The organism is Guptibacillus algicola (assembly GCF_020171805.1).
In the GTDB taxonomy this organism is placed as follows: domain Bacteria; phylum Bacillota; class Bacilli; order Bacillales; family Guptibacillaceae; genus Guptibacillus; species Guptibacillus algicola.
In genome coordinates this window covers 155411-170343 of the sequence record NZ_JAIVAF010000001.1, presented here as the reverse complement: position 1 = coordinate 170343, position 14933 = coordinate 155411, and the positions used below count along the sequence as shown (strand labels likewise).

Annotated in this window: 15 protein-coding genes; 14 read left to right on the top strand and 1 reads right to left on the bottom strand. The window is 39.9% G+C overall.

All coding sequences use genetic code 11. The annotated features are described in order from the left end of the window. The 14 genes from LCM09_RS00950 to LCM09_RS00885 all read left to right on the top strand — a co-directional run bounded on the left by LCM09_RS00950 (position 1) and on the right by LCM09_RS00885 (position 12853). The gene (locus LCM09_RS00950) at positions 1-342 is read left to right on the top strand and encodes a hypothetical protein (protein ID WP_224878077.1); all 342 of its coding nucleotides are present in this window, start codon (positions 1-3) and stop codon (positions 340-342) included. Between the two features lie 100 nt (positions 343-442). Beyond that, positions 443-1528 carry a type III polyketide synthase gene (locus LCM09_RS00945; RefSeq protein ID WP_224878075.1) on the top strand — a complete coding sequence of 362 codons (1086 nt, stop codon included), beginning with the start codon at positions 443-445 and terminating at the stop codon, positions 1526-1528. Positions 1529-1530: 2 nt separating this feature from the next. Further along, positions 1531-2070: an isoprenylcysteine carboxyl methyltransferase family protein gene (locus LCM09_RS00940; RefSeq protein ID WP_224880018.1), complete on the top strand. Its 540-nt coding sequence runs from the start codon at positions 1531-1533 to the stop codon at positions 2068-2070. Between the two features lie 74 nt (positions 2071-2144). After that, positions 2145-3308: a D-alanyl-D-alanine carboxypeptidase family protein gene (locus LCM09_RS00935; protein ID WP_224878073.1), complete on the top strand. Its 1164-nt coding sequence runs from the start codon at positions 2145-2147 to the stop codon at positions 3306-3308. Beyond that, positions 3301-3873: a nucleoside recognition domain-containing protein gene (locus LCM09_RS00930; protein WP_224878071.1), complete on the top strand. Its 573-nt coding sequence runs from the start codon at positions 3301-3303 to the stop codon at positions 3871-3873. Before LCM09_RS00935 ends, LCM09_RS00930 begins: the two co-directional genes overlap by 8 nt. Before the next feature lie 12 nt (positions 3874-3885). Further along, a complete protein-coding gene (locus tag LCM09_RS00925; RefSeq protein WP_224880016.1) occupies positions 3886-4404 on the top strand; it encodes a spore maturation protein in 519 nt (172 codons plus the stop codon). Positions 4405-4544: 140 nt separating this feature from the next. After that, positions 4545-5279 (top strand): pseudouridine synthase, encoded by a 735-nt coding sequence (locus LCM09_RS00920; RefSeq protein WP_224878068.1) that lies wholly within the window; start codon positions 4545-4547, stop codon positions 5277-5279. A 68-nt stretch (positions 5280-5347) separates the two neighbouring features. After that, on the top strand, positions 5348-5875 hold the full coding sequence (gene resA, locus LCM09_RS00915) for a thiol-disulfide oxidoreductase ResA (RefSeq protein WP_224878066.1): 528 nt from the start codon (positions 5348-5350) through the stop codon (positions 5873-5875). A gap of 12 nt (positions 5876-5887) precedes the next feature. Continuing rightward, positions 5888-7510, top strand: coding sequence for a cytochrome c biogenesis protein ResB (gene resB / locus LCM09_RS00910; protein ID WP_224878064.1), 1623 nt, complete (start codon positions 5888-5890; stop codon positions 7508-7510). Positions 7511-7540: 30 nt separating this feature from the next. Further along, positions 7541-8740 (top strand): c-type cytochrome biogenesis protein CcsB, encoded by a 1200-nt coding sequence (gene ccsB, locus LCM09_RS00905; RefSeq protein ID WP_224878062.1) that lies wholly within the window; start codon positions 7541-7543, stop codon positions 8738-8740. Positions 8741-8916: 176 nt separating this feature from the next. Then, positions 8917-9633, top strand: coding sequence for a response regulator (locus LCM09_RS00900; protein WP_224878060.1), 717 nt, complete (start codon positions 8917-8919; stop codon positions 9631-9633). After that, the gene (locus LCM09_RS00895; RefSeq protein ID WP_224878058.1) at positions 9633-11402 is read left to right on the top strand and encodes an ATP-binding protein; all 1770 of its coding nucleotides are present in this window, start codon (positions 9633-9635) and stop codon (positions 11400-11402) included. Before LCM09_RS00900 ends, LCM09_RS00895 begins: the two co-directional genes overlap by 1 nt. A 122-nt stretch (positions 11403-11524) precedes the next feature. Further along, a complete protein-coding gene (locus LCM09_RS00890) occupies positions 11525-11908 on the top strand; it encodes a hypothetical protein (RefSeq protein ID WP_224878056.1) in 384 nt (127 codons plus the stop codon). Between the two features lie 135 nt (positions 11909-12043). Beyond that, positions 12044-12853, top strand: coding sequence for a histidinol-phosphatase (locus LCM09_RS00885; RefSeq protein WP_224878054.1), 810 nt, complete (start codon positions 12044-12046; stop codon positions 12851-12853). 426 nt (positions 12854-13279) lie between these two features. On the opposite strand, the gene serA is transcribed toward LCM09_RS00885, so the two are convergent. After that, positions 13280-14860 (bottom strand): phosphoglycerate dehydrogenase, encoded by a 1581-nt coding sequence (gene serA / locus LCM09_RS00880; protein ID WP_224878052.1) that lies wholly within the window; start codon positions 14858-14860, stop codon positions 13280-13282. Positions 14861-14933 lie beyond the last annotated feature (73 nt).

Below are 14933 nucleotides of genomic sequence, written 5' to 3'. Positions count from 1 at the left end.
ATGCAAATTACAAACATCGCAGGAGGACAGTTAGAAAAGGATCGTTCCAACTCACCTGAAGATTCTTTTTCGCGTTGTACTGTTTCATATGAAGCAGAGGGTGATGAAAAACACTTTTCGGTCCTATATCCGCTCATTTTTGAAGACAAGGCGAAAGATGAGGGTTTATTTACTGCAGACGAACCTGTTCGAGAAATGATAGCAGTTTGTTTTTTTGAACGATATCCAAAAAGAAAACGAGTATACGTAAGTGACGAAGCAGAATTTTTAGAAGCTCTTAAATCGATGGACAAAGAACGGATAGTATCAAAGCTAAATGAGATAAATAGAAATGCTCATTAAAAGGTGCTCTTTATGAGCATCTTTTTTTATCTAAAATGTTGGAATAATAAGGACGACTGAGCCTCAAAATAAAGGAAAAGCGAGTTTAAGGAGTAGTATAATGATTCTATCAATAGGAAAACACCTTCCTCCAAATCGTCTTGACCAACATGAGGCAGTCGAGTTTGCGAGAAAACAGTTTGGAAGTCATTTTAAAGATATCGAAAGGCTTTTACCCGTTTTCCAAAGTGCAGATATCGATACGAGATACTTTGCGATGCCGGTAGAATGGTATTCAGAAGGACCAACATTTGAAGAGAAAAATGCAAAGTATGTTTCTTTAGCTGTCGAGTATGCATCTAAAGCAATACTAGAATGTTTAGAAAGTACATATTACCTTAGTAAACCGGTCGATTGTAGTGAAGTTGATGCCATCTTCTTTGTATCTACAACTGGTATTTCAACTCCAAGTATTGAAGCGAGAATTATGAACGTTCTACCATTCTCGACTCACACAAAACGAATCCCGATTTGGGGGCTTGGGTGTGCAGGTGGGGCAGCTGGGTTATCCCGTGCACATGAATACTGTCTTGCTCATCCGAAAGAAAATGTAATCGTTATTAATGTAGAACTTTGTAGCTTAACGTTTCAACACGGTGATTTTTCAAAGAGTAACCTAATTGGGACAGCACTATTTGCAGATGGTACTTCATGTGTGCTTTTGTGTGGGAAAGAATCCCCTCTTCTAAAACGGTCGCAGTTAAATTGCCTCCCAGAAGTTCAGTCAACATGCTCAACGTTAATGAAAGACTCAGAAGATGTGATGGGGTGGGACGTGAGCAATCAGGGTTTGCACGTCGTTTTCTCAAAATCGATTCCGTCGATCGTTTCTACATGGCTTGAACCAAATGTAAAAGAGTTTCTAACTTCACAAAACATCGAGGAGATCGATTATTTTATTGCACATCCTGGAGGTACGAAAGTGCTGTCCTCGTATGAAGAGGCATTGGGACTAGATCAGTCTAAAACAGCTATTTCAAGGTCGGTTCTAAGGCAATTTGGTAATATGAGTTCCGTAACAGTCATATTTGTTTTAGATCAGTTTTTAAGAGAGGGATGCAAGAATGGAGCTATTGGATTAATGGCAGCACTAGGACCGGGCTTTTGTTCAGAGTTATTACTATTAGTTTGGAAGGAAGTGCTGTAGTGATGGGAGTCGTATTTACTGCTTTTTTTTTATTAGTCGTTTTTCAGCGGCTTGCAGAGCTAGTTGTTGCGAGAAAAAACGAGAAGTGGATGAAGGATAACGGTGCTTTTGAAGCAGGGCAAGAGCATTATAAGTTTATTGTTTTTCTCCACGTTGCTTTTCTAGCAGCAGTTTTTGTGGAAGGAGCAATAAGAGGATTTACGCTTTCCTCTATTTGGGTAGTGATGCTCGCTATTTTCCTAGTCGCTCAAATCTTTAGAGTTTGGACAATGAAGAGTTTGGGGAAATTCTGGAACACAAAAATCATCGTACTGCCTGAAGCTAACGTTGTTTCAAGTGGTCCTTACCGATTTATTCGTCATCCGAATTATGTGATTGTAGCGGTAGAAATAATTGCATTTCCTCTCATCTTTTCCTCTTATCTCACAGCTTTGTTATTTACGTTATTAAACGCATTTCTCATATTAAAAATTAGGATTCCAGCTGAAGAATACGCGCTAAGTAAAGCAACTAATTATAGGGATTCTTTTTCGAAAGACTAGACCAATTGATAATCATATCCAAGCCCCGTGGTTCATAGACTTGTACAAATACGGAGCCAGGGGACGTGGAAGGCATGATCAATGTATTACGGTCAAAAGTTAGCATCATTGTATTAATCGTTACCTTATTGTTCCTATTGATTCCTGAGAATGTTTTTGCAGATGGAGTGAATGTGTCTGCAAGAAGCGCAATCTTGATGGAGCAAGAAACAGGACGTGTTTTATATGAAAAAGATGCTTATACACAGCGAAGAATAGCAAGCATTACTAAGATTATGACAGCTATTTTGGCTATAGAGTCAGGGAAAATGGCGAATAAGGTTGAAGTAAGCTCACGTGCAGCTGGTACAGAAGGATCTTCTCTCTATTTAAAATCAGGTGAGGAAATAACGCTTGAGAATCTTGTGTATGGTCTCATGCTGAGATCTGGAAATGATGCTGCTGTAGCCATTGCGGAGGAAGTCGGAGGTAGTCTTGAAGGATTCGTTAGTTTGATGAATAACAAAGCTGAAGAGATCGGAATGACGAGTACGGTTTTTGCAAATCCTCATGGACTTGATGATCATGAAAAGCATTATTCAACTGCTTTTGATATGGCTCTATTAACTCAATACGCGATGGATAATGAAGTGTATCGAATCATATCTAGTACGAAAGTTCATAAAGCCCCAAATGAGAATGAAAAATGGGATTATGTTTGGAGGAATAAAAATAAGCTAGTTACTGGTTTGTATAGCGATTCGACTGGAGGGAAAACGGGGTATACAAAGCGTGCTAAACGTACGTTAGTTTCGACTGCTGAACGTGATGGAATGTCACTGATCGCGGTGACGTTAAATGCTCCCTCTGATTGGAATGACCATATTTCGATGTTTAACTGGGGTTATGAAAATTACGAGCTAACAATGATAGCTCATAAAGGAATTCTTGATGAAGTGAGAAAAGAACCTTACAAAGGAAAGATTAAGCTACATCGGGATCTTGTATATCCATTAACGAAAAGTGAAAAAGAAGAAGTAGAATCAAGCATCCGTTTAGCCGCTCCACCAGATAAGGACGATTGGAATGAACCGAGTGCCTTTGATGATCCAGTGGGGATGTATAAAGTAAGTCTTGATGATAAAGTCTTAATGAAAGCCCCATTAACGTACGAAATTAAGAAAAAGGAAAGTAAAGGATTCTGGGGTTTCTTTAAAAACCTGTTCTCATTAGAGTTAAAGCGTGATTTAGATGGTTAATTTAATATGGGTCGGACTTTTTGTTATTAGCATTCTATATGCGATGTTTAATGGAACGATGGAAGAAGTAAATAAAGCGATTTTTAGCGGTGCTGAAGAAGCAGTAGCAGTATGTATTGGGCTGTTAAGCGTGTTGGTTTTTTGGTTGGGGTTAATGAGAATTGCCCAGAACGCTGGCTTGTTAACTAGTATATCAAAAGTTTTTAAGCCGATTGCAGTCAAACTATTTCCTGAAGTCCCTCCTGATCACCCAGCGATGGGGTATATCTTATCAAATATGATTGCAAATATGTTCGGGCTTGGAAATGCCGCGACACCGATGGGGATCAAAGCAATGGAAGAGTTAAAGCGATTGAACAATATGAGGGACAATGCCTCTAGATCTATGGTGACATTACTAGCTTTGAATACTTCTAGTCTAACGTTGATACCTACTAGTGTAATAGCTATCCGAATGAAATATGGTTCTGTATCACCTGCTGAAATAATAGGTACGACAATCGCAGCTACAATTTGTTCGACGATAGGAGCCATCATAATCGACCGTACGTTCAATAGGAGATAAGGGGGAGATGATCTGAGCATATCGATCTGGATTATCCCTATTTTAATAGCTTTTATCCTTGTTTATGGTACTTGGAAAAGAGTGCCCACTTACGAATCATTCGTAGAAGGTGGGAAGGAAGGGCTTTCTATTGCAATTTCGATCGTTCCTTATCTTATTGGAATGATGGTTGCGATCTCAGTATTTCGAGCGTCAGGAGCGATGGCGTTTGTAAGTGATCTATTAAAAGCTCCCCTCGATATGATAGGAGTACCAACGGAAATTGTTCCACTAGCGCTCATTCGTCCAATTTCTGGAACGGGTGCACTTGCGATGACAACGGATATTATTCGAACGTACGGCCCGGATTCATTTTTAGGGCGATTGGCATCTACTATGCAAGGAAGTACAGATACGACTCTATACATCCTCACTGTTTACTTTGGAGCAGTAGGTATTAAACGTATGGGGAATGCGCTTAAAGTAGGGTTGCTCGCAGATCTGGTCGGAATTATCGCAGCTATTGTATTTGTTACGATCGTGTTTGGGTAAGAGTCTCTTTTTAAGGGGGCTCTTTTTTACATTTTACGATGATTGCTATAGATGCTTCTTGCCTATAATAGATGATAGAATGAATCTGTACTTGAGGTTTCTTTAACACAAGAGTATGATGTTTTAGTGAGGTGAATTATATGGAACGTTTACAGAAGGTAATAGCACAAGCAGGAGTTACTTCTAGAAGAAAAGCAGAAACATTGATCGAAGATGGCAGAGTGAAAGTGAATGGCAAGCTTGTAACAGAGCTAGGCACAAAAGTGAAAGACAATGATAAAATAGAAGTTGACGGAATTCCGGTGTATCGTGAAGAACCGGTTTATTTTTTGTTCTATAAACCAACGGGGGTAATTTCCACAGTCGAAGACGACAAGGGACGAAAAGCTGTTGCAGATTATTTCCACCATATTGAACAACGCGTATTCCCAGTAGGTAGACTGGATTATGATACGTCTGGTGCGCTTTTATTAACGAATGATGGAGATTTCGCGAATAAGCTTATGCACCCAAGTTATAAAATCGACAAGGTCTACGTTGTTAAAGTGAAGGGGATCGTGACGAAAGAAGTTATCCAAAAGCTTCAAAGAGGTGTCCATCTTGAAGATGGGAAAACAGCTAAATCACAAGCTAGAATTCTTTCGATCGATAAACAAAAGGAAAAATCGATCGTTGAAATTACGATTCATGAGGGTAAGAACCGACAAGTAAGAAGAATGTTTGAAGCGCTTGGTTATCCAGTTCAAAAGCTTAAACGCGAGCGATATGGCTTCTTAGAATTAACTGGACTTAACTCAGGTGAGTACCGGGAGCTCAAGCCATATGAAGTGAAGCAGCTTCGTAATGAGGCTGTCACACAAAAGTCAAAAAAATAGTAATGCGTCTCCCTTACAGCACGTTATAGTAAAAGTAGTATTGTTTTGTTTGATTGGAGTTGGTCAAAATGAAAAAGAAAAACCGGCTCGTTGTCCGAACGGTGATCCTGGCTGCTGTCTTACTAGCAGTCGGGTATACGTTCTATACTAATTTCTTCGCTAATGATAGCGGTGTCGTTCAAGCGGGCGACAAGGCTCCTAACTTTATCCTTACTGACCTAGAGGGAAATGAAGTGGAGTTGAAGGATTATCGAGGAAAAGGGGTCTTCCTGAATTTCTGGGCAACTTATTGTGAGCCATGCAAAGATGAAATGCCAGCGATGGACAAGAAGTATAAGGAATACAAAGAAAAGGGCGTAGAAATTCTAGCGGTTAACGTTTCAGAACCGAAGTTAACAGCAAAGAGTTTTGCTGATCGATACAAACTTAGTTTTCCAGTTCTTCTTGATAAGGGGAACGACGTAACAAATCATTATGGGGTTGGACCAATTCCGGTTACATTCTTAATTGATAAAGACGGTAAAGTGATCCAAAAAACAGAAGCCAGCTTATCTGAAGAAGTAATCGACGAATATATGAAGCGAATCCAACCGTAACGGGGTGTTCGAATGAGCAACAAAACCATCACCTGTGAATGCGGACACGTGAACCCTTATGGAACTGAAATATGTGAGGCATGTGGTAAGCCGCTTCAAGGAGATTTAGAATCAAAGAAACTTCTAAACATGAGGTATGAGGGAAGTGCGAGGAGATCACAAACCTATAAAACAACTATTATCGATAAGGTTTGGAACTTCTTTTCTTCTGTAAAAGTAGGGATATGGATTATTGTATTGCTGTTAGTTTCTTCAGCAATCGGCACGATATTCCCACAGGAAATGTACATACCTCCACTTTCTGAACCCTCTGAATACTATAGGGAGCAATATGGTATCCCAGGTCAATTATTCTATGATCTTGGTTTTCATAACTTATACGGGTCCTGGTGGTATATGCTACTAATTGCGGCTCTTGGTCTCTCATTAATCGTAGCAAGCTTAGATCGTTTTGTTCCATTGTATCGCTCGTTAAAAAAGCAGCGGACAATTCGACACGAAAGCTTTATGAAACGTCAGAAGTATTTTGGAATCACCAAAGTTGAGGGCGAAAACCCAACTCTTTCTAAACTAAAAGAAGTACTTCGAAAAAAGAAGTATCATGTAAAAGAAGAAGATGGTCATCTCTTTGCAGAGAAAAATCGATTTTCACGTTGGGGGCCCTATGTAAACCACATCGGCTTAATCATCTTTCTTATTGGAGGAATGCTTCGATTCTTTCCAGGTATGTACGTAGATGAAGTGCTCTGGATAAAAGAAGACGAAACGAAGAAAATCAAAGGAACAGAAGAAGCTTATTATTTGAAGAGCGATGGCTTCATCCTAGAAACCTATGATAATAACGATGAAAAGTTCAAGGATGCAATCGAACAGTCGGGTCAAGAAGTAGTGGCCAAAAACTATCAAACGGATGCAGTTCTCTATAAACAAGTCGGAGATAGAATTCCAGGTACGGAACCAGAACTTGAAAAGGTAAAGGAACATCCGATCCAGGTAAACAAACCGCTAAAGTTTGACGATTACGCAATCTATCAAGTTGATTATAAATTGAACGAGCTTCAAAGCATGACGTTCACGATGGATAAGAAAGATTCTGGGGAGTCTTTTGGTGAACTTACGATCGATCTTTATAACCCAAAAGACGAATACAAACTTGATGAAGGGTATCGTGTCGAAGTGATGGACTATTTCCCTGACTTTGAGTTCAACGATAAAGGGGAACCGACTACGAAGTCTAAAATCCCGAATAACCCAGCATTTATTCTTCGCATGATTTCTCCAGATCATCCAGATGGAGAGGTGGCGTTTGTAGCGATCCGGAAGAACTTAGAGCCGTTAGGTGAAAATGACTATAAAATGTCATTCCAGAACGTTGATACGAAAAATGTTTCTGGTCTAGTTGTTCGTAAAGACAATACGCTTTGGATACTAGGTATCGGAGGAGCAATCTTTATGATTGGTGTCATCCAGGGAATGTACTGGAATCACCGTCGTATTTGGATACGTAGAAAAGAGGATGAAGTTTGGTTAGCTTCCCATACGAATAAGAATTGGTATGGATTAAAGCGCGAACTCGAAACGATTACAGAAAAGACGGGTATCGATATGCCTCAGGATCAATCGGAACAAAAATAGCACTTCTATTATGAAGGGAGGCATGATGAGATGGCACAACTTAGCAGTAACTTGCTTTATATTTCATTCTTTATCTATTTTGCAGCAAGTCTTGTTTTCGCCATTTCACTGCTTGGAAAGAAATGGAGAAAGTCAGATGAAGTGACCCATGCAAAGAAATGGGGCCGTGGTGGATTTATACTTTCAAGCATCGGCTTTTTATTCCAACTTGGATATTTTATTACAAGATGGATTGCGGCAGGACATGCACCTGTCAGCAATTTGTTCGAATTTACAACCTTTTTCGGAATGGCGATGGTATTTGCATTCTTAATGATCTATGCCATTTATAAAAGTAACGTCATCGGTGTTTTTGCGATGCCGGTAGCACTTATCGTTATCGCTTATGCGAGTGTATTTCCATCAGAAATTCAACCGCTAATACCAGCTTTACAAAGTAATTGGCTAAAGATTCATGTGACGACAGCAGCTTTAGGAGAAGGAATCCTTGCTATTAGCTTTGCAGCAGGTCTCGTTTATTTAGTTAAGAAAGTAAATCAAGAGAAAGCCAGTAAATCGACATTCTGGCTTGAAGCTGTCATGTATACGTTGATCAGTACGATTGCTTTCGTTATTATTGCTCTTAGTTTTGAAGCAGCAGGATATTCGTCTACATATGAATTTGTAGATGTTAATGAGCAACAAACAACGGTTGAATATACAATTCCTACTCTTATTGGTCCTAAGGATGCCTCTTTCGTTAGTGGGAATGAATTTGGCCCTCTTGTTGAAGCGCCATCTTGGATGAAAGGTGAAAAAGCTGCTCACAAACTAAATACATTAGTATGGTCTATGTTAGGTGGTCTCGCGTTATATTGGATCATTCGTTTGATTTTAAGAAAACGAATCGGTGCAGCACTGCAACCAGCTCTCAAAAATGTAAATGAGGAGCTTGTGGACGAAATTCAATACCGTGCAGTTGCAATTGGATTTCCAGTCTTTACGCTTGGAGCCCTAATTTTTGCAATGATCTGGGCGCAAGCAGCTTGGACTCGCTTCTGGGGATGGGATCCTAAAGAAGTATGGGCTCTCATAACATGGCTATTTTATGCAGCTTATCTACATTTGAGACTATCGAGAGGTTGGCAAGGAGAAAAGTCAGCCTGGCTTGCAGTAGTAGGGTTTATCATCATCATGCTAAATCTTGTTGTTGTTAACCTGGTAATCTCAGGTCTTCATTCTTATGCATAAATTGAAAGCCTTCACGTAATGTGAAGGTTTTCTTTCATGAAAATAGGAATAATGATAAAGATGAGTAAACATACATGAATGTGCCAGGGAAGTGTATGCGGTTTCTTGATTGGTGGTCTCATAAGCTGTGAGCGTGGTAAAATAAGGTATAGTAGTACAAGTAGGAGGGAATCTTCTTGGAAAAAGACGCAAAGATTTTAGTTGTAGATGATGAAGATCGTATTCGAAAATTGTTACGAATGTATTTAGAAAGAGAAAACTATGAAATTGAAGAAGCAGAGAACGGTGAAGCTGCTTTAGAGATAGCAACAGAAGATGATTTTGACCTTATTTTGTTAGATCTTATGCTACCTGGTATAGATGGAATAGAAGTATGCGAACAACTTCGCGAACAAAAAGCTACTCCAGTCATCATGCTCACTGCAAAAGGTGAAGAAGCAAATCGTGTTCAAGGTTTTGAAGTAGGTGCAGATGATTATATTACTAAGCCTTTTAGCCCTAGAGAAGTTGTGTTACGAGTAAAGGCATTATTAAGAAGGTCTTCAACAACCAAATTTTTACAAACAGAAACAACAACAAAGAATGTCATCGTCTTTCCATATTTAACGATCGACCATGATGCACACCGTGTGCTTGCTGAGGACCAAATCATTAATCTCACACCAAAAGAGTATGAACTCTTATATTATTTAGCAAAAGCACCAGACAAAGTTTTTTCGCGAGAAGACCTTTTAAAAGACGTGTGGAATTATGAGTTCTTTGGTGACCTTAGAACGGTGGATACACACGTAAAGCGTTTGAGAGAGAAATTAAACAAAGTTTCCCCAAATGCAGCTGCTATGATTTCAACAGTATGGGGAGTAGGCTATAAATTTGAGGCTGCTAAAGAGTAATGATCTGGAGAAGTGTTGTTGGGAAGCTTTGGTTAACCATTATCCTCCTCGTTGCCTTCGTGCTTTTCATCTTAACCACACTGCTACTTCAGTTTTTTGAAGACTTTCATGTGGAAAAGGAAGCAGAAGAGATGGAGAGGCTCGCAACGAAGGTGGCTTCCGTAATCGAAAAGTATGATGATCGAGATCAAGCTTTTGATACCGCTTGGGAAATTACTGATTTTTATCCAACAGGTGTCATGGTTGTAGAGAACGTGGAGGATTCTTCAACGATTCAGTATTCTCCTAATAGTCACGGACTACCTGAATTTCCGTTAAGTGTATTTAAGGATGATGAGAACTTACGAACGGTCTTTACTAGCCAACGAACCGTGGTGAAACAGGGGGAAGTGGCCGCGGATCCCGCTTCACGAAACGACTTGTTGATCGTTGGTGTTCCGTTGCAAGTTGGAGAAGAAAATGGGGCTGTCTTCCTTTATCAATCACTTGATGTCATAGCGGAGACAACGAGACAGGCGAGGAATTTAATCTATATATCTGCCGGAATAGCGATTGTTCTTACAACGATATTCGCGTTTTTCTTATCCACTCGGATAACCGCTCCGCTAAGAAAGATGAGAGAAGCTGCTACACAGGTAGCAAAAGGGAAGTTCGATACAAAAGTACCGATGGTGACACATGATGAAATAGGCGAACTATCCGTTGCATTCAATCGTATGGGCAGACAATTAAATAATTATGTAACCGCTCTGAATCAGGAGAAAGAACAACTGTCTAGCATACTGAGTAGTATGGCAGATGGTGTGATAACGTTTGATAAAACGGGTGCGATTTTGAGTACGAATCCACCAGCTGAACGATTCTTAAAAGCCTGGTACTATGAGCAAGGGATGCAAGAAGAGCCAGGAAAAGAAGTTCCTGAAGATATCCACTCATTATTCAGTTTAGTAGTCATGCAGGAAAGAGAACAGCTAACAGAAGTAGAAATGCAGGGCCGAAGTTGGGTTGTTGTCATGACTCCGCTTTATAATAAATCTGCTATTCGAGGAGCTGTCGCAGTTCTTCGTGATATGACAGAAGAGCGTCGTTTGGACAAGCTGAGAAAAGATTTTATTGCGAATGTCTCCCATGAGCTAAGAACGCCTATCGCAATGCTTCAAGGGTATAGTGAGGCGATTGTGGATGATATCGCAAGCAGTGATGAAGAGAAGAAAGAAGTCGCTCAGATTATCTATGATGAATCACTTCGTATGGGCAGACTTGTGAATGAGCTTTTAGATCTTGCTAGAATGGAAGCGGGACATACTGAATTATTTTATAGTGAAATCAACCTATACGATTTTGGGCAAAGAATTCTAAGGAAATTCTCTGGTCCAGCTCGTGAGAGAGAGGTTGGATTACGCTATTATGTGTCTGACCATGACCAAAACCTTTCGATAGACGGTGATCGGATTGAGCAAGTATTAACAAATTTACTCGATAATGCCGTGAGACATACGCCTAAAGGTGGAGAAGTTAGTTTAATTATTACGGTTTTGAGTAATGGTGTTCAATTTGATGTGAAAGATACAGGTTCTGGTATACCAGAGGAAGACCTGCCTTTTGTATTTGAGAGATTCTACAAAGCCGATAAAGCACGTACAAGAGGTCGATCAGGTACCGGTCTCGGGCTTGCTATTGCACGTAATATTGTTGAAGCTCACCATGGACAAATATCTGTTCATAGTAAAGATGGAGAAGGAACAACGTTTTCTTTCTATCTTCCATAAATAATTGCTTTGTATTCACAGAAAGTCCTTCTAGATGGAGGGCTTTTTTGTTTACCAAAAGGTATAATCTTCTCCTTTTTGCTACACAATAGATAAGTAGATAAACTAGACAGGAGGAAATTATGTTGAAAAAGTCTATGAAAAATTTAATCAGCTCTTTGGGCTTTTTATCTGTGATTGTACTCGTATTATCACTCTCTAAACGTGCAAGAAAGCTAACAAGAAAGGCAATTAAGGTTGGTGCTGAAACAGCAAAGCAATATGGTCAACAATCGAAATCTCCTGAGGCGAAGAAAACAAGCCAGAGTAACCCTAGTAATCAAGAGAACTACCCATCTTATATCGGTTATGGTAAGAGCGGTGATGAACAGGGAACAAATAATAAGAAAGTACGGAAAATAAACCCTGTTCGCTACAAGAATGCACAACATGTATTTAATGACGAGAAGATGCCTACGAAGATGGCTGAAATCGCCGAAGAATTTGATTTGAATGATAAGAAGTAGTTTTGTAAGAGGCGCTGAACCTATGAGAAATAGGTTTTAGCGCTTCTTTGTTTGGATACGTGCTATCTTGCGAAGCTTTTGTGCGTTACAATGATACTGTAAAAGTCAAACTAGTTCAATAAAGGGGATGTAGGTGTGTATACTGACTATCATAACCATTTGGAAAAAGGGACGCTAACGCTTGATTACTTAACTAAATTCGTGGAGGAAGCAAGAAAGAAAAATATTGATCACTTTGGGATATCAGAACATGCATATCATTTCCATGAAACGGAAGATATATTGCAAAACCCATGGGTGAATCAACGAAGATGGTACAACATGAACGAATATGTACGATTGTTTGAGGAAGCAAAGAACAAAGGTATGGATGTGAAAATGTCCATTGAAATGGATTATACGCCTCTGAAGCATGCAGAGATGAAGAAATTCATTTCATCGTATCAATTTGATTATGTGATCGGGTCTATTCATTGGGTAGAGGACTTTGGTATCGATCTTGCGGAATATCGCCATCTTTGGGATGAAAGAGATTTGTTTGATACATATAGAAAATATTTTGATCAGGTAGTGACGCTTGCTGAATCGAACTTATTCGATATAGTGGGTCACCTAGACCTAGTAAAGATATTCAATTATAAGCCTGATAATAAAGATTTTCTTCTCGAACAATATGATAGAGCTACAAATGCACTCGCAAATTCGAAAACGTGTGTTGAGATCAGTACTGCTGGATTAAGAAAACCTGTTGGTGAACTATATCCTGATTATGATTTATTAAAGATGTGCTATGAGAAAGGTATTCCGATCGTACTATCATCGGATGCTCATGTTCCTCGGGATGTTGGCGCTGATTATGACCAGGCGATTACTCTAGCGAAATCTGTTGGGTATTCGCATTTAATGACCTTTGATAAGGGAGAACGAAAGTCGATCGAGTTTTGAAAATCTGGTCTAATACCTTTCTATTGTGATCCCGAGGCCGTAGGAGTTTGAATATCGCTTGCTTTCCTGTGGACGAACGCCCGAGCCTCCTCGCGGACAAAAGCGGTCCACTCCGAGTCTCGAACGCCCGTTTTCCACGGGAGTCAAGCGATATTCACTCCTACTAGGTTGAGGTGGTTCAGAACAAACTTTCCGTGCGATAATTTATTAGGTAATCACTATATCCGTATTTAATAAGCTTTTGTCTAGTCTTTAAATCAATCATATTAATGTTGATTGGAGCGGAAGGGTGCTCGATTATAGCGGGATATGCGGGACAGGTGAGACCCCACAGGAGCCGAAATTCCCCCCTACCCGTCGCAAATGGTACTTAAGCCTTTCTCGAAATCTAAAAGAACAAGAGCCGTCGGCTCTTGTTCTTTTCGTTTACACGCTTTTAATTTGTTCTACCTTAACGATATCTTGAACGCTTTCGATTGTGCTTTCTATGTGGTTAGGGAGCGCTTCATCGAAAGAAAGCATCATGATGGCTTCTCCACCAGCAACTTTTCTTCCTACTTGCATCGTAGCGATATTCACTTCATGCTCACCTAACACTTTTCCTACGTTCCCGATCACTCCAGGGCGGTCATTATGTTGAATATATAGAAGATGCCCTTGAGGATGGAAATCGATATCGAATCCATTTAATTGTGTAATTCTCTCGCCGTATTCTTTGATGTACGTACCTTGTAAAGAAAATGAACCTTTGTCACCTTCTACTGTTACTGAAATGAGATTTGAGTAACCTTGCGTTTCTGAAGTGTGTTTCTCACCATAAGTAATGCCACGTTCTTTGGCGATGGAAGGAGCATTCACTTCATTAACAGTTGTGTCTAATCTATATCTTAGGAAAGAAGCCATTAAGCTCCTAGTTAAGATCGCTGTATCTAATTCTGTCAATGTTCCTGCATATGTTACATCGACAATGTTTACCGCAGATTTCATACATTGTGAGAGGATGCTGCCCATTTTACGTGTAAGTTCGTAGTATGGCTTGATCTTGTCATATTCTTCGTTTGAAAATGCAGGTAGGTTGATCGTATTTCGAATAGGTTTGCCATTAAGAAATAAGTGAACTTCATCAGCAACTTGTGCTGCAACGTTTAATTGAGCTTCTTTTGTTGATGCACCGAGGTGTGGAGTTACGATAACCTGGTCGTATTTGAGCAAAGGGTGGTCTTCATTTGGTGGTTCTGATTCAAAAACATCTAGTGCCACACCGCCTATGTGACCAGAATCTAGGAACGGAACGAGAGATGCTTCGTCGATGATTCCACCTCTCGCACAATTGATGAGGAAAACGCCTTTTTTAGTTTTTGCGAGAGTTTCCTCATTGATTAATCCTCGAGTATTTTCAGTAAGAGGAGTATGGACAGTAATGAAATCTGAATGCTCAAGCAGGGCGTCGATGTCGACTGACTCTACATCGAGTTTATCGGCACGGTCATTCGTTAAAAATGGGTCGAACACCATGACATTCATCCCAAAGGCTCTAGCCCTTCTTGATAATTCTGTACCGATTCTTCCTAAACCGATAATACCTAGTGTTTTGCGGTTCAGTTCTGTACCTACGTATTGTTTTCTCATCCATTTTCCGCTTTTCAAACTAGAGGTTCCTTGTGGGATGTTTCTTGCAAGAGAGGCCATCATCGCAAAAGTATGCTCTGTCGTTGAGATTGTATTACCGTCAGGAGCGTTAACAACGATAACACCTCGCTTCGTTGCTTCATCTATGTCGATATTGTCGATCCCTACACCAGCCCTCGCGACAATTTTTAAGTTGGGCATCTTATCGAGGAGGTCAGATGTTACTTTTGTAGCGCTTCTAACTAATAGCGCCTCATATCTAGGAAGGTGCTGCTCGAATTCCTCAGTTGAGCCAATATCACACTGAATAGAATCGTCATTAAGTAATGGTTGCAATCCATCTTCTTGAATAGAATCAGTAACTAACACATGTGCCAACAATCTCCACTCCTTTTTTCTTTTCTTTTTTTGTTATAATATTTAGAAAAGATAATACATTACTTTTTACCAC

Coding starts and splice junctions, on each gene's coding strand:
- LCM09_RS00950 (WP_224878077.1), top strand. CDS start 1: ATGCAAATTACAAACATCGCAGGAGGACAGTTAGAAAAGGATCGTTCC.
- LCM09_RS00940 (WP_224880018.1), top strand. CDS start 1,531: ATGGGAGTCGTATTTACTGCTTTTTTTTTATTAGTCGTTTTTCAGCGG.
- LCM09_RS00945 (WP_224878075.1), top strand. CDS start 443: ATGATTCTATCAATAGGAAAACACCTTCCTCCAAATCGTCTTGACCAA.
- LCM09_RS00920 (WP_224878068.1), top strand. CDS start 4,545: ATGGAACGTTTACAGAAGGTAATAGCACAAGCAGGAGTTACTTCTAGA.
- LCM09_RS00890 (WP_224878056.1), top strand. CDS start 11,525: ATGTTGAAAAAGTCTATGAAAAATTTAATCAGCTCTTTGGGCTTTTTA.
- LCM09_RS00895 (WP_224878058.1), top strand. CDS start 9,633: ATGATCTGGAGAAGTGTTGTTGGGAAGCTTTGGTTAACCATTATCCTC.
- ccsB (WP_224878062.1), top strand. CDS start 7,541: ATGGCACAACTTAGCAGTAACTTGCTTTATATTTCATTCTTTATCTAT.
- LCM09_RS00935 (WP_224878073.1), top strand. CDS start 2,145: ATGATCAATGTATTACGGTCAAAAGTTAGCATCATTGTATTAATCGTT.
- resA (WP_224878066.1), top strand. CDS start 5,348: ATGAAAAAGAAAAACCGGCTCGTTGTCCGAACGGTGATCCTGGCTGCT.
- resB (WP_224878064.1), top strand. CDS start 5,888: ATGAGCAACAAAACCATCACCTGTGAATGCGGACACGTGAACCCTTAT.
- LCM09_RS00930 (WP_224878071.1), top strand. CDS start 3,301: ATGGTTAATTTAATATGGGTCGGACTTTTTGTTATTAGCATTCTATAT.